The sequence below is a fragment of the Halalkaliarchaeum sp. AArc-CO genome, from assembly GCF_024972735.1.
Lineage (GTDB): Archaea > Halobacteriota > Halobacteria > Halobacteriales > Haloferacaceae > Halalkaliarchaeum.
In genome coordinates this window covers 146055-166871 of record NZ_CP087722.1, presented here as the reverse complement: position 1 = coordinate 166871, position 20817 = coordinate 146055, and the positions used below count along the sequence as shown (strand labels likewise).

Below are 20817 nucleotides of genomic sequence, written 5' to 3'. Positions count from 1 at the left end.
AGGCGCCGGGGGGTACCTATGTGTAGAGGTTCTCCCGGCGCCCAATGTGGTGAATTCGAATTATACCACGTTCCTCATCGATATCCGCGAACACTCGGAGATTACCTGTAATGCAGAATCGGCCCTCACAACAACCCGGCATCTGCTCGAAATCCCAGTCAGCTGGGTGTCGGTAGTGGCAGGTCGCAATACGGTTGAGCTTTTGTTTTACCCGTTCTCGATTTTCTGTCTTGAGTTGAGTCAACGTCTGTTCTCCCCGGTCGGTGAACCTGAGTTTGTAGTTCATAACTGTATTGTGGAGTCTTCTTGCGGACTATTCGGTCAGATGTTTAGTCTCTCACCACAACTGGGGCACTGGTGGTGATCGAGATGTTCACCCGCGATGTACCCGGCCATCCCCCCGATAAGGAAACCAGCAGGCCCGAACACCGGCGTTGCAGATATTGCCGTCGTGCCTGGGCGCATTGCCGCGAGACTGCCTGCAATTCCGTTTGAACTCCCGAGTAACGCCCCTAACGATGCCCCACTACCTCCACCGAGTGAGGTGAGTGTAACACGGCCTGAGGCGGTCTTTTCAGCCACAATGGAATTATTACAGTGCTGACACTCTACTACCGTCTTTTGACTTGAGTCGGTATTACTCATTATCAATCACCTCTGGACAGGAAGGACAGCCTCTTATGACGACGCTCTGGTCGATCGCTCTCGTGTAGCGGGTCCATACGTCGGAGCTTTTTGTGCCGTCCGCCGTGTTCGATTTCGATACCATCCTTATGCTGTCCGTGATTGGTTTGTATTTACGGAGGTACTTAAGTGTAATGTGCGTATTTTGCCGTATACTGGCTTTACAAGCCGTGAAACAAGGATAACTATTATATGACTTTGTAGCACATAGTACAATATGCCGACGACAAGTGTCCGACTCCCGGCTAATATCAGAAAGGCGGTCAGAGAAAGCGACTACACACTCAGCGAACTTGCGAGAGAAGGAATTGAGCAAACTGTAATTGATGACCTAGTCAGTGTCTGCTGGGTTTGCGGTGGAGGAATCCATAAAAAAGAGAAGCGGGAAATCCTATATCGACAGCTGTTCAACAAAAAAATTGTTTCTGGTGAACTGAAAGGTTATGAAGATAGGCCGGTAGATCCACACGAGCATTCACAATTAGTCGAATTTGAAAACAAAAACAAACAACAAGGAGTAATTGACCGAGATTATTACTTTGAACGTGTGGCTGATTGGTTAAATCTCCCAGAAAAGCATGAAGTTGAATTCTGCTCATCGTGTGCCGAGTATCTGGACCAAATTCGGGAGAAAAATATCACTCCATCAGATATACCGATACCATATTATTATCGATCCCAGTCTAACGGCCAAACCCCACCTGAGCCCGCCCACGTACCTGAAAGACCTGAATATCACTATGCTGCTGAAGTGATGGCGGTCTATTTAGCGAATTATTTTTGTCATCAGCGAGTAATATTTAATGAAGAGAGCCTAAGTAGAGAAGATAGACAGCGCGCACCATTTTGGTGGGCGGCACGCGCTCGAAACGAGAGAATTATTTCGACAGACTTGCATCCTTGGGCAGAAATCGCTGTTTGGAGTCATGGGGAGTCACTTATGACTGGAAAGCCTCTAGAGAGAGTATATTCTCATGCCTTACAGATGGCAAACGAGGCTGACACTGCATTCCCTACTCTCGGGATCGAGCCGCCAGTGCCAGCAATCACGTTAGATGACATCAAAGTAATGGAAGATGAATGTCCTGCGTGTGGAGGTTATTGTGGGACCTCAGATTTGTACTGTGATGCCTGCCTGTTTAGCAATATAACCTGCAACACAGAGGGGTGCGACTTATTGCATCCCCAAATCAGAGGCAAATCACTAATTGAACAGAATATCAAATTGTCTTGTGAGATTTGTGGCCGAAGTGAGTCACCGCCAGAAGAATATGCCGAGGCACTCTGTGATAAATATCAACCTATATTTGATAAACTTGAACGAACAATTCCGTTTGATAACCAAAATCTATAGTCCACATAAGGCCGGACTGAATAGCCGATCCAATCCACGGGCGATTGAGGATTAGCTTCCGACTGCTCCGCGTTTCAATCCACTATAGTTCGTCTATAGACGCTGTACTGACCGATCACTTTCTCCCGTAGCTCGGCCTCGGTTTGTGCCACATTCGTGCCCTCCATCTTGCACGCGAATCTTGACAAGAGTCGAATAGACAGACGCTGCGACGTTTTCTATGACACTCGTGTTCGACAAAAACCACGATGAGGGACACGAATACCCACAGTATTGCTCAACGGCGATAGCACACCATCCTATAGCGCCAATCCAATCACGGATTCCAATCCGGAGAAGAAGGCATCATTCCGGTTCGACAACTTCCTCACATGATGGACATTCAGCGAAGACTCCGATCTCTCCATCACTTCGCTCATACTCAATGAGCGTCCACTCAATCGAGATCTTGGTCCCACAATCTGGACACCGACCCAGGGATGGAGGTTTATCGGCCATGGGAGACGGAGAGCGCATGTGACGGTATCTCTCCGCCGAAAACTAAATAGTCAGTATACATAGGCGTTAAGACGCTCTCAATTACTGCGTGATTCGAGTTCAAAAACACCCGATTTCCCGGAGAAAATACCCATGTTGATACAGGTACTACAGAACTCAATTCGGATTTGACGAGGCGTTGCTTCCTACTCTCTGCAACGTCAATGTCGTAGTCAGACGGGCGAGGGGTCACCCAGCGATCCAGCCACATCAAAGAGGGGGCCGTATTCAGGCGGTGTCCCGGTCATATTTCCAGGATACACTGCTCATGAGAACATCTGTCGCCAACTCCCCGATTACACTGATCTCTAGTTTTATACGGTTCGGCACACACGACTGTCCATGGACATCCGGCAGCCGATTGGCGGCTGGACACTCGCTGACGCTCCGACGTCGTCGAATGGGAATACTCCCGCCGAGAATCCTCCCGACGGCCACGTTCTCGCGCCGATCCTCACGACCGACGAGTCAAAGACCGCAGACCAACTCAAAATCGCTCGCTCGGTAGCGCGAGCTAGGGACATGTCACTCCAGGTGACCACACCAACTGTATCTGGACAGTCTTCGGCGACACTCGTCCCCACAGCTCACGAAGATCCAGCCGCGGATCTCTCCAGTGAACTCACCGACAATCTTCCGGTGTGGTCCAGGTCCACCCGTTCCGGACTGATCACTGTCCATCGCCTGACCCGAACCGTCCACAATACGATCGCATCATCCAACGTCGACACAGTCGTAGTCCCGGGAGAGGCGCCGACAAGCCTCCTCGCCGGCGACAGCAGCGAACGCATCGCCGCTCAGGCAGACTGTAACGTGCTGGTGGTAAACGGCACAGCAGGGTTAGATGCCGTGCCCTCCATCCTTTTGCCGATCACCGGTGGTCCCCACTCGGGATTGGCAGTGGAGATCGCTCGCCTCCTCGCTATCGCAACCGATGCCTGTCTCGACGTGCTCCACGTCGTCGACAGTAACGCATCCGAACGTCGCCGAGAACGGGCCGACACCTACATCGATGCTGCAGAACAGCGGCTTGATGATCTCGACGGGGTGAGGAGTTGGATCCTCGAGGCGGACGATCCGATCGAGGCAATCACTGAACAGTCGGACTACTACCCCCTCACAGTCCTGGGTGCACCGACGACTGGCCGACTCAAGCGGTTCGTCTCCGGATCGACAAACCAGGCGATCCGATCGAACGCGAATAACGTGGTCGTCTCTGTACACAACAACACTGGCCATCCGACACTCGATGAACAATAGCCGAAGCCGACTTTCAAGCAGTCTTCATTCACGGTCGACGTATCCACATCTCGATGACCGGTTGCCGATCGCACGAATACGGTAGAGTTTATCGCCCCTTGACGGGTGAAGGGGCAGTTCAAACGCTCCTGATACCGTATGTCCTCGGAGAAACAGCAGTCTCAGATGGATGTATCGCGCCACCCAACGTTGCACACTGATGCGTCCTGGTTCAATCTCGCCGTCACCGTTCCAAATGACCGCTCACTCGAATCGGTCATCTCGCTCGTGGAGTGTGTGCTTGTAGAAATGACCCACGAAGACGTCGGTGCTGAATATATTTCGTCGAACGTTTGGGGTGCCAAACGGACGCAGTTCGTGGCCATCGATGAGTTCGGTGAACAGTTCAGAAAACAGCACTACGATGCGCGGTTGGGGTGGCATGAAACGACCGTCAGTCGAAGTGACGTCCGGGAGGAGTTGGTCAATCGCCTGTCGAGGTCGACTACCCTTCGGTCGAACAAATCTCACTGTGAGCCCGTTGTCGAACCGGACATCTTCAGCGTGAAACCAACCCGTCGGCTGCGGCGTGCGCTTTCGGACTCGAGATAAAACGAACACACGTGCACTCGGTGCTCAATGCTAGGGAACGCAAGCGAGAGTCGATGAATGGTTTCCCGAGACCTTCTCGACCGTTTTCGGTAGACATCGACAGTGTCGTCATCTCTGAGTCCGAGTTCAGTTCGTCAATCGATGCCAATCGTATCGATCCAGAGCGTTCCATCTTCCTCGACGACGATGGCGACTCCCCAGCAGCCCTGATGAAGGATCGAATGATTGACCTGCCGTATTAGGGAGCAGAATATTATAGTTCAGACTATTATAGTCTGATTCCTAACTTCGGAGCACATATGTATCTCCCGCCATGACCTGGATATATGGACCAATTCGTCAATCGTATCGATGAACTCGATCGGTTGCAGACCCTCTATGAGAGTGGTACTGCAGAACTCGCAATCATCTATGGCCGCCGCCAGATCGGCAAGAGCGAACTCGTCCGCCAATCGATTGCCGACCGCGACGATGCCGTGTACTATCAGGCAGTCCAAGGAACAGCGACGACACAGCTCAGGCGATTCGTCGAGGCAGCAGCGTCGACCTATCCAGACATCACGGCCGTCAAAGAGGAATGGGAACCGCTCTTAACGTACCTCACCGACAGAGACGCCATCATCGTCATCGACGAATTCCCGTACCTCATCGAATCGAACGAGGGGCTTCCCTCAGTCATTCAACACCTGTGGGATACAGCTGTCGACGAGAGTCAGGCAACGCTCGTACTCACAGGCTCTGCAATCGGCATGATTCATACCCACGTCCTTGATGGCGGTGCGCCACTCTACGGCCGGGTGTCCCAGACACCGAATGGCCGACTCGAACTCACCCAGCTGCCGTTTCGCTCCATCCAAGAGTTCGTGCCGACGTACGATCCCGAAGAACGGGTGTTCGTCTATGGCGTCTTCGGCGGTACACCCCGATATCTCAGCCCACTCGATCCATCACAGAGCCTCGGAGAGAACATCACACGGCTGCTGTGCGACCCGGATGGTCCACTCCACGACGAGCCCGAAACCGTCCTCCAGATGGAGCTCAACGAGGTGAGTACGTATTTTTCGGTTCTGGAGTCGATGGCCAGCGGGAACCGCAGTCGAAACGAGATCGCTCAGGGAGCCGGCATCGAGAGCACCAACACGTCGTACTACTTCGACCGGCTGGAAACGCTCCAGATCATCGAGAAACACCATCCAGCACTCGCCGACCCGGCACGCAGCAAGCGGACTCGGTACCAGATTCGAGATCCCGTATTCCGGTTTCACTTCCGGTATCTCTACGGCCGCGGGGGACAGTACGAACTCTACGGCGAGAACGTCTACGCGGATCTCATCGAACCGGAATTGCCCGACTTCGTCAGCGAAACGTTCGAATCGCTCTGTCACCAGGCGGTGCCGGCGCTTTATGCAGACTACCAGCTCACACAGGTGCCAAGCCAATGGTGGTACAAAGGCCAGGAGGTAGATGTCGTCGCTCCAACTGACGAGTCAACGCTGATCGCTGGCGAAGCGAAATTTACCAACACTCCCCTCGGCTATGACGTGCTCGCGGACCTCGAAGACGACGTGGAGCAAATCGATTGGACACCCACCGGAGGTGGTGAGCCGACGCATGAATTCGCCTTGTTCAGTCGCTCTGGATTCAAACGCTCCGTCGAAGAAGCTGCAGACGAGCGTGATGATCTCCGCCTATTCGATCTCTCCGATATCGTTGCCGTTCTCGAGAGTGGAACCACCCATTAACGCCGGACGGTAACAGCAGGGGATAGTTTTTCGCCCCAAAGCGGTGCAGGGGAATCAAACGTACCCCCAGAGGCGAACCAGATGAAAGAAACAAACGAGACGACAGCGTATCGAATAACGATCACTCTCGATAGCGCCGAGCTCCCCGTCGACGAGCAAGCCCGCAACGCGCTTCTCACCGAGTCCGTTCACGAGTCGGCCATCTCGTCGAAGGGCTTCGTGGCATCGACGCCGGCGTAGCAGTCGTGCTGTGTATCCCCCGGGCCCTCCAGCGGCTCGACCCAACCGGTCTCAATAGCCTCAGAACCGAGTGCGATGCCATGTCGGTAGCAGGAGCGCTCCGGCCATAGGAGCCGGTGGCGTTCCTCTCCGTCGATAGTAACCCTCCCCGAAACCTCCGACCGTGCCTCGAACCCGCTCGCTTTGACAACCCGTTCGCCGGGTTCGAGCATGTATGTCTCCGCCAGCTCGCCGTCCTCGATCTCCACTGTAACAGGTAGTGTCTCATCGCGCTCGTTTTCGATGGCGAGTGACGGAGTCGCCCCATCGAAGCAGGGAGCGGGATCACCAGTCTCGTCGGTTAGAAGCTCAGAGAGGCAGCGCGGCCGGTCCACAGTTATCTGGTGGTTCTGAAGGTGAAGGTGACGTGGACGTATCCGACTCGTCAGTACCGCCATCCCCGGTCCCAAGGCAGCCGGCGACGGTGCCTGAAATGATGGCTCCCGTCGCGGTCAGGATCTGACGGCGATTCATTGCGTTCGAGCGAAGCAACTGTCCCCCGCGGTAAAGCCCTTCGCGACGCTCAAAGAGGTGTTTGTGTCTGGAATACTGATGTCGGCCCTGTTCTGCAGCAAGCCAGTCAGAGTACTATCCACGGCTGTTGCTTTCATTCCGGTGGAAATTGAAATGGCTGCTCAATACGGCTGCGAAGTGACCGAACCAGAATCAATATCTCCTCTGAGCAATAGTTGAACAACCTAGGGAGATACCTGCCGAGTCATATGCATCACTGGTCAGCGTTTCTCAATATCGGTTCGCATCTGGAAGAAGCGACTGAATTCGGTGGCTACATCCTTGTCTTCGTCTTCGCTATGATTCCGGGTATCGAACCGTTTATTGTAATCCCAGTTGCGATTGGTCTCGGGCTCGATCCAATACTGACGGGGTTCGCGGCGTTCGCCGGCAGCGTCGCCGTGGTTGTAGCGATCGTTCTTGTCCAGAAGCGACTCATTACGTGGTGGCGACGCCGAACGGGAACTGACGTGAGCGTGTCAAGTAAGCGCTACAATCGAGCACGACGAATCTCACGTCGATACGGTCTCGTTGGACTGGCCCTCGTTGGACCGATCATCGCAGGCATCCATCTCACAGCCCTCTTTGCAGCTGTTATGGGATCGGATAGCCGTGTCACGATCGGCTGGCTATCGCTTGGCCTCTGTATCTGGACAATCGGTCTCGTTGCCGGGACAGTAGCCGGCTTGTCATTACTCGAACTGCCGTAACGAGGGTGCTGTGCTGGACACATCTCTTTGTTGCTGTTCCTGTTAAGAACCAGCGTGAGTGAGATTTCCGCCGATCTACAGATAATCAAGGCGAGTGCCTCGGGGTCGTACGGAAATCGTAGATTTCCGTGATGACGAGAATCGAAGATTCTCGAACCACTTGACCCCGAGGGTGAAGCCGCTACGGACATTTATTAAACAATACTTCGTATCGGCTGGTAACGACCGCGAAGGATATTGAAGACCTCAATATGAAGTGGTCGTTTGGATGATGGAAATGCGGCACCTCTCAAAACCCGCGTCTTTGGCGTGGTGCGACGGGTGCTGTCGGGCGGGGTGGAGCCGCCGACCCTCACGGACGCACCGAGTGTTCGGGTGTTAATTCCAACCAACCGCAAACGCGGGAGGTCGAGGGGAATTAAATTCACCTGCGACCGCACGCCCCAGTTTTGGGTCGGGCAGTCAACACGGTGAAGCCTCGGGGCTTGCCCCCGAGGTACTTCACAAGGCCGGTCGCGAAGAAGGCCGATGGCTGACGCAAAGTGACGTCGCCGAGTCCGGGAACGTCACGCCAACGACTGTCCGGACACACCACGAGACGCTAGAGGAACAAGTAGCCTGACGACGCCCCCTGTACAAATACTGCCGTTAGATATTTTTCTCAGGAAATTATTTGTTTCTCGACCGCGTAGCACCCAGTATGACCGAGACGTGGGACGACGTCAACGAGCAAGTCAAAGCGGAGTGGAAAGACGATACCACGCCGTTCGAGCGGGTGTACGAAATCGTCGAACAGACCCACGATGGGCAATCGGCCGCCGAGATCGCCGATCGAGCGCTCGTGAGCGAGCCGACGGCGCGTCGCCACTGCAAGACGCTCGTGAACACCGGGTTCGCCGAGACGGAACAGGACGGCCAAACAACGCGGTATAAGCGCAATAGCGACCGGGTGTTGATGTCCCGGATCCGTGAGCTGCGTGAGGAAGTCAATCGGCCAGAGTTGCTCGACAGCATCCAGGAGATGAAGGCTGATATCCGGCGCTACGAGGATCGCTACGATGTGGTCTCACCCGAGGAACTCGCCCAGCAACTCGACGCCGACGAGACAGCGGGCTGGGACGATCTCACCGCGTGGCGAACGACGCGGCAGAATCTCGCCGTCGCCCAAGCAGCACTCGCCTACGACGAGGCCAGCCACCAGCTCGCTGTATGAGCGATGACGACCGCGCCGGCGAGTTCGGGCCGATCTATCTCCCGGCGCTCCAGCGGATTCGTGACCTGTGGCTCGAACTCGAACCGCTTGTCGACGAAACGGCGTACGACAACGTCGTCGCCCCCACGGAACTGCAGATCAGTCTCAGCGATGGGTTGGGCGACGCCGAGAGCGGTCGGCTCGATATCCAGTGGAGCGAACTCGGGATGTATTCGTTCCACTACGTCGATAGCGACGACGTCAACTGGCGCTTCGATCGCCACCCGAATACACACTCTCCCGAGATCCATTTCCATCCGCCGCCTGAAGCCGCAACAACGGACGCCGAACCGTCCTGTATCGACGTGACCGAGGTCTCACTCGTGACGCGTGCAGTTTATGCGATGTGGCGGGCAGCGTACGAGGACGACGACATAGAGCAGCTGAATAGCGCCTCAAACCCGCCGTGAGACGGAATTAGCGGATGGCGCGGTCAGCCACATCCATCATCTGCTCACGAGCGGCTTCGACATCCGAGTAGAGCGCCAACGCGTGCTTGATGAGGCGACGGTCTTCCAGATTCTCCTCCCACCGCGTGATCACGTCACGGCGTTCGCGAAGCTCGGCACTTGCGAGGTCGCCGTCGGCGAGCGACTGTTCGAGCTCTCCCACGTCTCGATGTCGTAGGTGGCCTGCCACTCCTCAATCTCCTCGGTGATCGCGGCCAATTCGTTGCGAAGCTCCTCGCGCGTGTTCTCCTCGATGAGCGTACGGATCTCCTCGAAGAGCTGTCGCGTGTAGTCCGGCTGGTAGCGCGTCGTCTCACCGGCCTCGACGCGGCGCAGTTGCCCCTCGACAAGATCCTGGAGCTCCTCGTTGGTCGTACTCCAGGCGGCGTCAGCCTGCTCGCTGATCCAGTTGACCGACCGCGGTTCGCGAAGTGTCTCGGCGACCGCCCGAATACGGTCGCGGGCGCTCATCGATGCAGTCCACGACTGGACGCCATCGCCCGGGAATTTGGACATGCTTGGCACCGCTAGTCCTGATTCCGATACGGGAGCGTTGTTACGTCGAACGCATCGTAGTGCCGGTCGTAGGTGAGGATGTGATCGACATCTAAGGCCTCCATATGCGCTGCAACAGTGAAATCGGTGAGTGACGCATCCAGATTCGTCCACTCAACGAACGTTGCTTTGGCGTCAGCAAAAACATCCTCAGGGACGGATTCGAACTGATACAGCGTACTCTCGTCGAGCGTCGTAAGGAATGACGCGGCGTTCCGCATTGACGCTTGCTTTTTCAGCCGGGGTGCGGCCTCGTCGACGATGTGGTCGTTGACGATGAGGCGACGATACGGGAGGTCGCCGTCACGAACGAACGTCATGAACGCTCGCGAAACTGCGTGCATCTGATCCTGGGGGTTGAAGAGCGCGTACAGGAACTTCGGCCCGACGACGACCTGATGACGGACGTGGGCCGGACGGAAATGCTCGGGCGCGACCGTCCCGATCGGGGTGTCAACTGGTTCAGCCATTCGAATTCAGGATTGCGCGGACGGGTCGTCGGCGAGCCTGAACGACTCGTCGCTGCCGTCCCACTCCTCGACGAGATCGGCTTCCTCGCGAGCGTCCGTCGCCGCCGATGCTGGGAGAGATCCGTCCTCGAGGTCGTCGAGGACGGTGAACGCCGGGTCGTTGGGATCGGCTTGCTGCTGGCGTCCGATCCACTCGATCAGCGCCTCGTGCCCGGCTTCTTTGAGCGAGAGGCCGTGTTCGCTCGCGAACTCGCGGAAGCGTTCGTATTCATCCTCGTTCAGTTCCGTTTGAACGTGCTTAGTATCGTTACTGCTCATCGGGGCTCAGTTGCTACTCCCAACTACTTGCTCATGAAGTATAAGATGTTCGCATGCCTTAGTTCATACTCAAATCGGAGACAGAGCGGACACTGGCCTTGACGTTGAAATACGAATCCGGGACAAACCACACTGATCGATGCGTGATCGCTATCGAGATTTCGAGAAACTGCGGCCGACCGGCGAGGCGTCCCACATTCCGGACACGAGGCTGGACGACGGGTGTGAAGGTGCCCCCCGACGGCAACGCGTCGCGACGAGCTCTGGTGGTTACCCTGATGCGCCGACGGCAACCGACGGCGAGTGCCGATCCTGTGGGGCGTCAGTCCCAGACGACCAGACAAAATGTCGGTTCTGTCTCACCAACCATCTCGGGAGTGACGCCACTTGCACGAACGAGTCAGCGTCGACGACGTTTCTCGGGATCGTCCACCTGGTCGTCGAGTCGACCACGTTCTACGGCGCCGTGGCGAAGGGCGGCGCCGCTGCGAGCCTCCTCTCCGCCAACGTGGCGGAGCCGGCCGTCGACGACTACACGCTCATCTACGATCTCGACGAGGCGCCGGCTCGCCAGCTGGTCGAGCAATGGCCCTCACTCCCCGAGGCGGTACAAGTGTCGTCAGGAGAGGGTGAGCGGCTTCTCAGTGCCGCCCGTGACCGGACTGGGTGGCACGGGCAGGGGCGCGTCAGAACGTCAGGAACAGGTCCCGACGCGGCTCTACGACCAGCGTGGGGACGGCATCCTCGATGCATCGCGTCTCGACGCGGTCCTCGACGACGCCGACGACGTGGTGTGGCTGGTTCCAGCGATGGCGCTGACCGAATCCACTGACGTGGCTGCGGCTGATCGCCAGGTGTCGTCGGTACCGACGGCTCTGGAACTCGACTGTCGAACCTGTGGTCGGGCGACCGACCATCGGTTCAGGACCCACGAGTCGGTCCCGGATGAGGCGTGGACGGGGCAACCGATCTGGGAGTGCCGGGTGTGTGGCTCGGCTCGCTACGGACCCAGTCTCGAGTAGGGTCAGTGCTGGGCGTCGATTAACCAACACACTGCGAGTAGTGTCGAGGTTCGTTAGTTAAGACCGCGAGCTCCTGCAAGCCCGATGCCAGTCTCGATAGTGAGTCTTCTCACCCGGCCGGTCGGAGCCGATCACGATGAGCGTCACGTCGGGGTACGACTTCTTCGGCGAGCACGCGGTCTACGTGGAGGGCTTCGCCCAGGACGGGTACTGTTCGAACACGATGCGCTCGCTCACCGACAAGGAGGTCATCAAGCACGTTGGCGACGTGCGAAATTTCCGGACCTGGTGGGAGGAGCTCCTCGCACAGGTCGAGCTCGTCGCCGACGGCCTCTTCGAGTTCATCCGTAACGCCCAGGACATCGAACTCGACTTCTCCGATCTCCCGTTCACCTACTCATCTCGTCGGAGGCGTTTGCTTCGCTGCTCGAACTCCTCCTCGGAGATATCACCGCGAGCGTAAGCGAGTCGAAGTTCCTCGAGTGCTTCGTCAGTTCGCCGTCCGTCCTGTGATCGCACCGCCTTGAACAACAGGTAGCCTCCCCCAAGAACGATTAACAGGAAGACCGCCCACATGAGTAGCCACGACCACCACATCCCGCCAGTGCCGTTCCAAGCCCCCATATGGCCCCAACCGACCATCCCTATCATCGGCATCGCGAGGAGCATCAGGAGAAACGGGACGATCAGAACGATGGCAATGACGATCAGTAGCGTGCGTGCGAGTGGCTCCGTGGTTGACATAAAACCGATTTGCTCCGAGTAGTCTTAATAACTGTCCCGAGTTGCCGGGTAGTGTTTAGCATTGTGAAGCGGCCCGCCCCGCTCGCCGCTGCCGCCCTCCGCTTGCTCACGGTTCCCTCCGGTCACCGTTCGCATCGAGGCGCTCTCTTCGGTCGCGCCTCGCTTCGCTCGCGACCGACCATTCCGGGCATGCGGGCGCTCTCCGCACCGCCCGCGCCCGTTCCGGGCTAAAGTGAATGTGCCCTCGACGCCAGCGGGAAAGCGCGGGGGGTTGCGCGGCGCCGCTGCTCACCCCCCACGCTTTCTCCGCTGGACGCTCGCTCCGGGCGGGTCGGCGCGCGGTGCTGGATGGTCAACCACACTCCGGCGCGCTCTCGCTCGCGCCCCAAGGGGCGCTCGCGAAGGCGCGAGCGAGAGCGCGCAGACGGCACTATCAGTCGTTGTCGTCGGAAAACCGCGATGTCCTAGCATCGCGGTGACGGCGCGTGAGCGCCTTCGTGCAGTACTCAAGTCCAAGTGAGTACCAATGTCAAGTAAAAACGTCTCCAGTAATGTAGTTTCGGTTGACGAACGAGCTTTTGAACAAACGAATGACAGTGCAGTTGACGAGTCAGAATTCGAGGCCGTCGACGACACACCGGAGTTCCGGGCGGGAGTCGAGCAAGAAACGCAGGCAAAGGTCGATTCAAATCACCCAGACGGGATCGTCCAGGACTACTCGCATCTCACTCTGGCGCAAGAAGAGCGGATCAAAGCCCGCGAAGCAGAGCTGGATCGGATCAGTGCCAAAGCCGAGTTCGGAACGCAAGACGGTCGTGAACGGCGGACGCGGAAGGCAGCTGCAACTGGGAGTGCAAACCGACGTAGTGAGTTCCAGCGCCGGCGGGCAAGCGTGGATCCGATGGCCGACCCGGACCGTCCCGATCCACGTGTCGAACTCACCCAAGAGCAGTTGGCAGAAGTGAACAAACAGTCGATGCGGTTGGCCGAGCGGGTGGATGGCTGGTCGCGAGCGGCGATCAGCCGGCGGTTGGCTGAAGAGGTCGTTACCGGCCGGGAGATAACGAGTGCAGTCGTCAAAGTGCTCGAAGAACTCCAGACGGCGCCCTGTGGGGTGGTCCCGATCGGGAAACTCGAGGAGGTCACCCGGGAGAAAGTAAGTGTCAAAGGAGAAGTAGAAACACTGTGGGATCCAGCATCGCCTGCAATCGCACAGGTAGGATTACTCAAAGACGAGACGGGGACGACCAAAGTGACCATCTGGAAGGCATCGGATGCTCCGGCGATCGAAGAAGGTGAACAGGTACGCATTCACGGGGCTGCTCGGAGTTGGTACAATGGGCGCGTTTCCCTGGCCGTGACCGGCTGGTCGACCATCCAATTCCCCGATCGCGATCGGTGGTGGGAGAGCTAACCGGGTTCCAATGCCCTCTTTTTTTGGTATGTGCCGGACCGACCCGAACCCCACCTCCCCACCCTCCGCTCCGTGCTCGCTCCCTTAGGTCGCTGCGCGCGCAGCCACGACCGTTAAGAACGGGTATAGAAAGCGCTTCATCAACCGCGAACCCCTGAGTAACTCTATTCAAATAAGCCCGGAATAGTGCGCGGTTTGACAATAATAGAATACAAGTCTTATAGGGTATATACCAGTCTATGCGTTCTTCTGTTCCACGCACCAGTAATACATATCTTCTTTCAGTTCACTTGGTGTTTCACCAAACAGTAAACCAAGCCGATATCCAAGATTATGCCAGGAAAGTACCCTAAAGGCATTTTCTCCAAAATCTTCACTATCTGGATTATTCGCGTTTGACCATCCAGTTAGAAAAACTGAAAGGGCCTCATCATCTCCTAGTTCAAGATCTCTGCGATCATCTTCTTCGTAGAGCAACCCCTTGTTGATCTGGTGGGCCGGATTCTTCCAATCCATGTGTCAAATGGTGAGATGGCTGAAATAGTTATTATCCAACTACTCGGCTGAACAACTCTTCTTAATTTGCGTATTGTATTCAGCACTTCTTCTGAAACCTATAACCAGTTGAGAGGTTCAAGAAAGCGCCTCATTCCTCAAATTTCACGGACAGTCGCGTCCCCAACCGTTCGAGTCACTCTTGAGCAAGTTCGCGACGCTGTTGAGTTTCCTCGGGCTGGTATTTGATCCGAACAATACATCCTCCACAACTGTCACTGCAGGCACATTACCCTCTGCATGCGCTTCGTCGGGATTCGCTCAAGATCGATATCCCCCTGATCACGGACCTTGTACTCAGATACGTAGAGAATAACCGCCGCTCGCCGTCAACGATGCGGTGGATGATGTCGGTGTAGGTACCGTTGATCATCATGCACCCACTAAAAAAACACGACAACGACGATTCGTCACACTCGCTTGGAATCTCCGTACATGAACACAGGCAGCAGCAGAGCCAGTATTGGATGTTTACCGTCGGTTGTAAAGCTCTTTCAGCGGCGGGATTTTTTCGATATCAGAGTCATCTATTAAGTCCCAATAGATTCCCTTTGGCTTGGGCGGCGTCTCTTCCACTTCGTGAATGCCCGATGGGCTGACAATATAATCCACGATCGTATCGTGCTCTGCGAGCAGTTCATCCCGATCCACCTCGTCCGCATCGATCACTTGGACCTCATGGGCTGCAGCGACAACCGTCGTGTTCTCGTCCACAAGACCTATCTCTCGTAACATTCCCCATTCCAGATCGAAGAAGCCATGCCCTTTCCCCATTCGAAGACCATCTTCAGTTACAAAACTAGTCCCGGTGACGAGGATATCGAATTGATCATATGCTTCTTCAAGTTCCGATAAGGAGATTTCTCGACCGAAGCGGTTGACACCATCAAGGGTGCCCGCAAAATTTTCATCACCGTCCGGAACCTCGTCTGGCTGTAATTCGAGGAACCCCCGGAGAATACCGTATGAGGGCATTATAAACGGGATGTCATCACGAACGAGAGATTCTCGTAATGAATCGAGGTTGTTATCGGGGGTTACGAACCAAGATTCAACGCCTAGATCAGTCGCCAAGGTCCGCAGATGTTCTGTCCCACGCTCACTTCCTTCGTAGTCAGCAATAAATTCTCCAAAATCCCAGGCGAATCGAGAGTCAGGATAAGCTACTTCACGAAGTTGTTCCCAGACCTGTTCGCGGAACTGTTCTCGGTGACTGCGTTTACTATCGTCTTTCATATTTTGTCAGGCTGCAACGAGTCCTTCCGGATCTCGGAGGAGTTTTTGTGTTAACCATACAAGGTAGAGCCACACGATTGTGGACAATACCACCGATCCGACTATCAGGACGCTGAATATTATTGATTGTACCATTGTTTTATTCCATGGTTTCGATTGCTTTGAGTTGTTCATAATTGTATTCGCCCGGCCACAGATAGATACTGATCACGGCAATGGCTGTACTCACTAGTGCAGCCATGGCAAACGCAAACAGTAATGATTGGTCCACTCCGAGCGGATTGAAGTCGAGTCCATACGCTGGATGTCCCCATTCGAACCAGATACCACCCACAACAATTCCCATAAATGCTGCGAGGAATGCAGCCTTCCCACGTAACTTTGGCGTGTAAAGCCCCAGTAGAACCGGGACGAACGTCGCTGCTGCAAACCAATCGGCGATGAGTAACATCCCGAGAACACTCGGTTCAGTCGTGGCGAAGGCGATGGCGGCAATGGCAACGATTAGAGTAAGAATACGCGAGATTCGAAGCAGTTGATCACCCTTGATTGATTCATCAAACCACGGGACAATATCGACGGCAAAGATACTGACAATCGCTGAAAGTGCGTTGTCAAGGGTACTGGTGATAACCAGGATTATGAGAACAATAAATGCTAGAACCAATGACGTTCCAAACGTAAATCCAACTACTGCTGGTAGTGGTTGGGATGGATGATCGAAGGGAATCTCAAGGCCCCAAGCAAGCGTTCCATACAGGCCTGCCATCATACCGAGCGGAACGACACACAACGCAGCCAGGAGCAACGATATCTGAAGAGTACGGCGGTCTTTACCAGAGTGCGCCCGTTGCCAAAGTGACTGATTTAGCATTTCGGCACCCAGCAGGGCGATGACAATATAAATTGCAAATTCTAATCCCGGACCATATGTCAGATCAACGGCTTCAGGAACAGACGTATGAATTTCGTTATATAATTCGAACGGGCCACCGAATTGGAAGAGTAAGACGACGATAGAAAGCACCAGTAATGGTATCAAAAGGATCGTTTGAATTAGGTCGGTAAAGATGCTCGTGAACAATCCACCATAGACAGTATAGACGACTACACCTCCCATAACCATCACGAGAGTAAGCAACACAGGCACATCGGCAAGAATATTGAGGGCCAACGCGACACCAGTCAGATTTGCGGTCATGAGGACCCACATATAGAACAGAGCAACGAAAAGCACGAGAACGTACATCAGCGGACCATACCTGACTTTTGCATATTCGACCACTGAATGGCCATGTGGCATCCGTTCTTGGATCTTCGGGGCGACAGAGATGTACAGCAAGAACGGGACTGCAAACGCAAACCCGTATCCAATGATGGCCGGGAAACCACCCCAGATAGCGGCGCCAGCTTCTGGCGGACTGAACAGTAACCCTGCGCCCGCTGCATAGGCAATGAACGTAGCGATGCCGAGTGGAATTGTTGAAGATCCTCGAGCAGTCAGGAAGTCATCAATGTCGATTATTTGTGTTCTTCCATGTGCTAAAGCGAGCACGATCAACGCACCGAGTGCGACAGCCATTGTAACAATGGCAAGTGTTTGCATATCAACCATCGTTTGACAGTTCTACGGTGATTTCGATATCGTTTAAAATTAGTGGTAGATCTGTCAGTTTGGAATAACTACCCCCAAGATCCGGGATTGAAAATTCTACGTAGACATGCTCGTGTTTTCATAAACTCCCTGATCTACAACTACATTGACAACTGGAAGATGTTTCTTCTCAGTCGGAATTAGAATATTTTGGAATCCACCCAATAAAATGGATGAATTCCTAAGTACTAGAACACCACCAGTGACCTCCTCGATCTACGTTAATTCGTCGAATCCACCGTAGACCAAAGGACGACTGATCCTGAGGAACAACTGAAAACGAATAAAATCTTGGCACTGATCGCACCCGTTCAACTCATTATCTGTACGAACACTCACTCACTGGTCAGACAGATCACTGGCACAAAGGCGGTAAATCCTTGCCGATCTATTGTTAACCAACAGAATACGGGTAAAGGGGTATTTTGTTGGTTAATCCACTTCAGATTCGGAGTCTTACAGATTCCAACTCCCCGTCGAGTACTGGAAGCTAGCACGGTGACCGTCAGCGCGTATTTTTTTATGCGCCCCAGAAGGTGCGGCGCTCCTGAAAACATCACAGAGAGCACACCGTTTTCGATGGAAACAATGGCTACAGCCAGTGACACGTCGGTTTCCTTCACCGAAACCGATACACGACAGAACGAGATGAACCGGACGATCAAAGCTTGGATCGATGAGTTGGTCGAGCGCGTCGACAACGCGCAAACCAGTGCAGAGTTCCAGGAGTGGCTCGACGTCCAGAGCCGTTTTCACGACTACTCCTACCGGAATACGCTTTTGATCAAACAACAGTGTCCCGAGGCAACCCGGGTTGCAGGCTACCGAGCGTGGCAGGAAGACTTCAATCGCCACGTCAAGGAAGGGGAACAGGCGATCTGGATCTGGGCACCGATCATCACGAAGCAATGTCCGGAATGCGAAAACTCACCGAGCTATCACGAAGACAGTGACTGCGAGTACGACGAGACGTCACCCGAAGAATGGTCGGAAGGGGTGGTCGGATTCAAGCCTGCCCCTGTGTTCGACGTTTCACAGACCGACGGCGAACCACTGCCAGAACTCGATCGGGCGGCCACTGGGGAAGCCGGCGATCTCGTTTCTCAACTCATGGAGGCCGCCGATCAGGTCGGCGTCACTGTTCGGATCGTTCCCGAATCGGAATGGTCGCACGGCACTGCCAAGGGAGTCTGCGAAAAGCGGAGTCTGTACGACGGACATCCGCTCGTCGAAATCCTTGATCGATCGAATCAAGCAGATCTTGCTCGAACGCTGGTTCACGAGTACGCACACGCCCTTTTGCATTTCACCGTTGACGACAATTCCAAGCGGTCGAAACGGGAGGTTGAGGCAGAAGCCGTTGCGTACATTGTCGGTCGATACTACGGACTCGACACCAGTGGTTGACCTCCTCCTCCGCGTGAACGAGGAGGAATCCCACCATGGGATTTCAGGCCGAGCGAAGCGGCCTGTCAGTTTCAAGACGCATCCGTTCCAAGCGTCATCTGCTGGAGTTCAGCACTCTGCTTGGCTGTCTTGTGGCCCGGTCAAAGAGGCCCCATCCTCAGCCGAGTCATCGCCAGTCATGTCTTCTCTGGACTGGCTCTCTCCACTGAGGTAGCGGTAAATAATGTTCATCGCCCCGTTTATATCGGCTTGATACTCACCGACCCAGCAGCCGTCGTTCGAGCATTTGAACGTCGCCTGTCGTGGACGGTTGCCGTGTTCACCGCAGGCATGACACGCCTTCGACGTGTTCCGGGGATTCACCGTCTCGACGGGAATCCCCTTCTCGGCGGCTTTGTAGCGAATCTGTGCGTGCAGTTTGGCAAAGCCCCATCCGTGCAACCGTCGATTCATGTACTCGCCGTAGTCCATGTTCTCGCGGATGTACGTCAGGTCTTCCAGCACCAGCACTGGGTTCTCGACAGACTCGGCGTACTCCACGACCTCGCGGGTTACACGGTGGAACACATCGTCAATCTGGTCCCACAGCGAGTCGCCGTAGGACTCCGCGATTCGCTCACTGCCGCGCTGCTGAAGCCGTCGCTTGGCAGTGAAGTAGGTTTTGCGGAGCCGACGAGCGGCCTTGCCGTCGTCGGCCCACAGTTCGGGGCGAACAGGAGAACCGCTCTCGTCGCGGTGACACACCGTGACGAGACTCGCTTCTCCAATGTCCACGCCTATCGGCGTCCTGTCGAGCCCCGCGAGACAGGGCTCGCTAGACTCGTCTGGCGGCGTCCCCTCGTCGGTGGACGCCTCAGATGTATCCTCCACGTCGCGGGTAACGGTGATGTGGAGATACCACGTTCCGTCCCGTTCAAACAGCCGACTTTCACCCATCTCGGCGTCGTCTGCGTACACCGCTTCAAGCCACTCCCGCTGGTCGGGATTGGCGCGTGCCGGTATCCAGAGGTGGTAATCCTCGTGGTGCGGGATTTTGACGTACCACTCGATAGCGTTCTGTGGCTGATGGTCAAGTTGCAGTCCCTCGTTGGTGAACCGCACCGGATGGTCGTCGTGAAGCTCGTCAGCATCGTAGCTGTTGTGGAGTTGTGGGACGTACTTCTTGAGGGCGTTTTTTGCGTAGCCGCTCAGGTCGTACTCAACAACCACGTCGTTGGCCGCTGACTGTGTATCACAGCCAGCGGCGAAGGCGGCTTGAAGTGCCTGCCGGTAAGCGTCTCGCGTTTCACGAAGCTTCTGCCGCTTGTGGGTGTTCGGGTCCACAAGCTTCAGTTCGAGCGTTTTCGTGAGTTCGGTCACGCTTCAGCCTCCTTGTGTCGGTTGATGTAGTTCTCGACAGATTCGCTGGAGACGTGCCCGGCTGTTCCGGCGTAGTAGCCGCGTGTCCACCGGATTTTCTCGCCGTCGTGGTCGGCGTGGCGGTGATTATATTTCCGTGAGGAAATGCCCTTGAACCAGTTGGCGAGCAGTGATGGGCTGTGTTTGGGCGGGCTACTGACGAACAGGTGAACGTGGTCGGGTTGAACAGTCAGGTTTTGAATGTCCAAGCCTTTCTCGTCGGCAATTTCGTGGAGGATGGATTCCACACGGTCGGCAACTTCTCCCGTCAGTACCGCGTTGCGGTACTTTGGGAGCCACACTATGTGGTAGTTGAGGTTATAGGTTGCGTGCCGTGTAGTCTTCATCCGTACTACACACTATGGTCATATGATAGCAAATATCTTGCGAAAACGGTGGGAAATCCAACTCTGCAATAGAACGGTGGACTGCCACACTATGCTGTCCGCTCGACACCCGCCTGTTCGCTCCTCGGTTCCGACAGAGCGTCGGAACACTCGTCACTCACGGGAAGGAGGGGGTATGCGCTCGTATCTCTATCATCGACGCTCTCGAGTGACGGTTTGGTAGCGTATGATCAGATATCAACGTTCTTCCAACTGAGTTTCTCGAGACAGACCGACTACTTTACACTCTGTTCGTTCATTCGCTTCCGTCGGGGTATGGTCCAACC

17 protein-coding genes and 5 pseudogenes are annotated in these 20817 nt (G+C 55.3%); 11 read left to right on the top strand and 11 right to left on the bottom strand.

Going from position 1 to position 20817, the window contains the following annotated elements; all coding sequences use genetic code 11:
* Positions 1-901 precede the first annotated feature (901 nt).
* A complete protein-coding gene (locus AArcCO_RS00700; protein ID WP_259532855.1) occupies positions 902-2038 on the top strand; it encodes a YlcI/YnfO family protein in 1137 nt (378 codons plus the stop codon).
* A 345-nt stretch (positions 2039-2383) separates the two neighbouring features.
* On the opposite strand, the gene AArcCO_RS00695 is transcribed toward AArcCO_RS00700, so the two are convergent.
* The gene (locus AArcCO_RS00695) at positions 2384-2536 is read right to left on the bottom strand and encodes a DUF7837 family putative zinc-binding protein (protein WP_259532854.1); all 153 of its coding nucleotides are present in this window, start codon (positions 2534-2536) and stop codon (positions 2384-2386) included.
* A 561-nt stretch (positions 2537-3097) separates the two neighbouring features.
* Between AArcCO_RS00695 and AArcCO_RS00690 the strand changes: the two genes are divergently transcribed.
* Complete coding sequence (locus AArcCO_RS00690; RefSeq protein ID WP_259532853.1) at positions 3098-3835, top strand: universal stress protein; 738 nt, start codon at positions 3098-3100, stop codon at positions 3833-3835.
* A gap of 917 nt (positions 3836-4752) precedes the next feature.
* Positions 4753-6168 (top strand): ATP-binding protein, encoded by a 1416-nt coding sequence (locus AArcCO_RS00680; RefSeq protein ID WP_259532851.1) that lies wholly within the window; start codon positions 4753-4755, stop codon positions 6166-6168.
* A 188-nt stretch (positions 6169-6356) separates the two neighbouring features.
* Here the strand turns inward: AArcCO_RS00680 and AArcCO_RS00675 are convergent, their stop codons facing one another.
* On the bottom strand, positions 6357-6656 hold the full coding sequence (locus AArcCO_RS00675) for a hypothetical protein (RefSeq protein WP_259532850.1): 300 nt from the start codon (positions 6654-6656) through the stop codon (positions 6357-6359).
* Positions 6657-7169: 513 nt separating this feature from the next.
* Between AArcCO_RS00675 and AArcCO_RS00670 the strand changes: the two genes are divergently transcribed.
* From AArcCO_RS00670 to AArcCO_RS00655, 4 genes and pseudogenes are all read left to right on the top strand, one after another.
* A complete protein-coding gene (locus AArcCO_RS00670; protein WP_259532848.1) occupies positions 7170-7670 on the top strand; it encodes a small multi-drug export protein in 501 nt (166 codons plus the stop codon).
* 499 nt (positions 7671-8169) lie between these two features.
* Positions 8170-8292, top strand: a pseudogene (locus AArcCO_RS00665) (transcription initiation factor IIB family protein); the annotation flags it as partial.
* Between the two features lie 78 nt (positions 8293-8370).
* Positions 8371-8883, top strand: coding sequence for a winged helix-turn-helix domain-containing protein (locus AArcCO_RS00660; protein WP_259532847.1), 513 nt, complete (start codon positions 8371-8373; stop codon positions 8881-8883).
* On the top strand, positions 8880-9332 hold the full coding sequence (locus AArcCO_RS00655) for a toxin-antitoxin system TumE family protein (protein ID WP_259532845.1): 453 nt from the start codon (positions 8880-8882) through the stop codon (positions 9330-9332). Before AArcCO_RS00660 ends, AArcCO_RS00655 begins: the two co-directional genes overlap by 4 nt.
* Positions 9333-9339: 7 nt before the next feature.
* On the opposite strand, the pseudogene AArcCO_RS00650 reads toward AArcCO_RS00655, so the two are convergent.
* From AArcCO_RS00650 to AArcCO_RS00640, 3 genes and pseudogenes are all read right to left on the bottom strand, one after another.
* A pseudogene (locus tag AArcCO_RS00650) lies at positions 9340-9887 on the bottom strand (hypothetical protein).
* Positions 9888-9898: 11 nt separating this feature from the next.
* Positions 9899-10396 carry a type II toxin-antitoxin system VapC family toxin gene (locus AArcCO_RS00645; protein ID WP_259532844.1) on the bottom strand — a complete coding sequence of 166 codons (498 nt, stop codon included), beginning with the start codon at positions 10394-10396 and terminating at the stop codon, positions 9899-9901.
* A gap of 6 nt (positions 10397-10402) precedes the next feature.
* A complete protein-coding gene (locus tag AArcCO_RS00640) occupies positions 10403-10714 on the bottom strand; it encodes a hypothetical protein (RefSeq protein ID WP_259532843.1) in 312 nt (103 codons plus the stop codon).
* A gap of 139 nt (positions 10715-10853) precedes the next feature.
* Between AArcCO_RS00640 and AArcCO_RS00635 the strand changes: the two are divergent.
* A pseudogene (locus AArcCO_RS00635) lies at positions 10854-11736 on the top strand (hypothetical protein).
* Between the two features lie 112 nt (positions 11737-11848).
* Positions 11849-12130 (top strand): annotated as a pseudogene (locus tag AArcCO_RS00630) (hypothetical protein); the annotation flags it as partial.
* Here the strand turns inward: AArcCO_RS00630 and AArcCO_RS00625 are convergent.
* Positions 12130-12480, bottom strand: a complete 351-nt coding sequence (locus AArcCO_RS00625) for an SHOCT domain-containing protein (protein ID WP_259532841.1) — start codon at positions 12478-12480, stop codon at positions 12130-12132. The pseudogene AArcCO_RS00630 and the gene AArcCO_RS00625 overlap by 1 nt on opposite strands.
* Positions 12481-13006: 526 nt before the next feature.
* Here AArcCO_RS00625 and AArcCO_RS00620 point away from each other — a divergent pair.
* Positions 13007-13894: an OB-fold nucleic acid binding domain-containing protein gene (locus AArcCO_RS00620; RefSeq protein ID WP_259532840.1), complete on the top strand. Its 888-nt coding sequence runs from the start codon at positions 13007-13009 to the stop codon at positions 13892-13894.
* A gap of 237 nt (positions 13895-14131) precedes the next feature.
* Here AArcCO_RS00620 and AArcCO_RS00615 read toward each other — a convergent pair whose 3' ends face one another.
* The 3 genes from AArcCO_RS00615 to AArcCO_RS00605 all read right to left on the bottom strand — a co-directional run bounded on the left by AArcCO_RS00615 (position 14132) and on the right by AArcCO_RS00605 (position 17267).
* Positions 14132-14410 carry a hypothetical protein gene (locus AArcCO_RS00615; RefSeq protein ID WP_259532839.1) on the bottom strand — a complete coding sequence of 93 codons (279 nt, stop codon included), beginning with the start codon at positions 14408-14410 and terminating at the stop codon, positions 14132-14134.
* 510 nt (positions 14411-14920) lie between these two features.
* Positions 14921-15685 (bottom strand): 5-formyltetrahydrofolate cyclo-ligase, encoded by a 765-nt coding sequence (locus AArcCO_RS00610; RefSeq protein WP_259532838.1) that lies wholly within the window; start codon positions 15683-15685, stop codon positions 14921-14923.
* A 139-nt stretch (positions 15686-15824) separates the two neighbouring features.
* The gene (locus tag AArcCO_RS00605) at positions 15825-17267 is read right to left on the bottom strand and encodes a sodium:solute symporter family transporter (RefSeq protein WP_259532837.1); all 1443 of its coding nucleotides are present in this window, start codon (positions 17265-17267) and stop codon (positions 15825-15827) included.
* A 660-nt stretch (positions 17268-17927) separates the two neighbouring features.
* Between AArcCO_RS00605 and AArcCO_RS00600 the strand changes: the two genes are divergently transcribed.
* Positions 17928-18746 carry an ArdC-like ssDNA-binding domain-containing protein gene (locus tag AArcCO_RS00600; protein WP_259532836.1) on the top strand — a complete coding sequence of 273 codons (819 nt, stop codon included), beginning with the start codon at positions 17928-17930 and terminating at the stop codon, positions 18744-18746.
* A 71-nt stretch (positions 18747-18817) separates the two neighbouring features.
* Here AArcCO_RS00600 and AArcCO_RS00595 read toward each other — a convergent pair.
* Positions 18818-20105 (bottom strand): annotated as a pseudogene (locus AArcCO_RS00595) (transposase).
* Positions 20102-20491 (bottom strand): IS200/IS605 family transposase, encoded by a 390-nt coding sequence (gene tnpA, locus AArcCO_RS00590; protein ID WP_259532835.1) that lies wholly within the window; start codon positions 20489-20491, stop codon positions 20102-20104. The pseudogene AArcCO_RS00595 and the gene tnpA overlap by 4 nt, the downstream one beginning before the upstream one ends.
* Positions 20492-20817 lie beyond the last annotated feature (326 nt).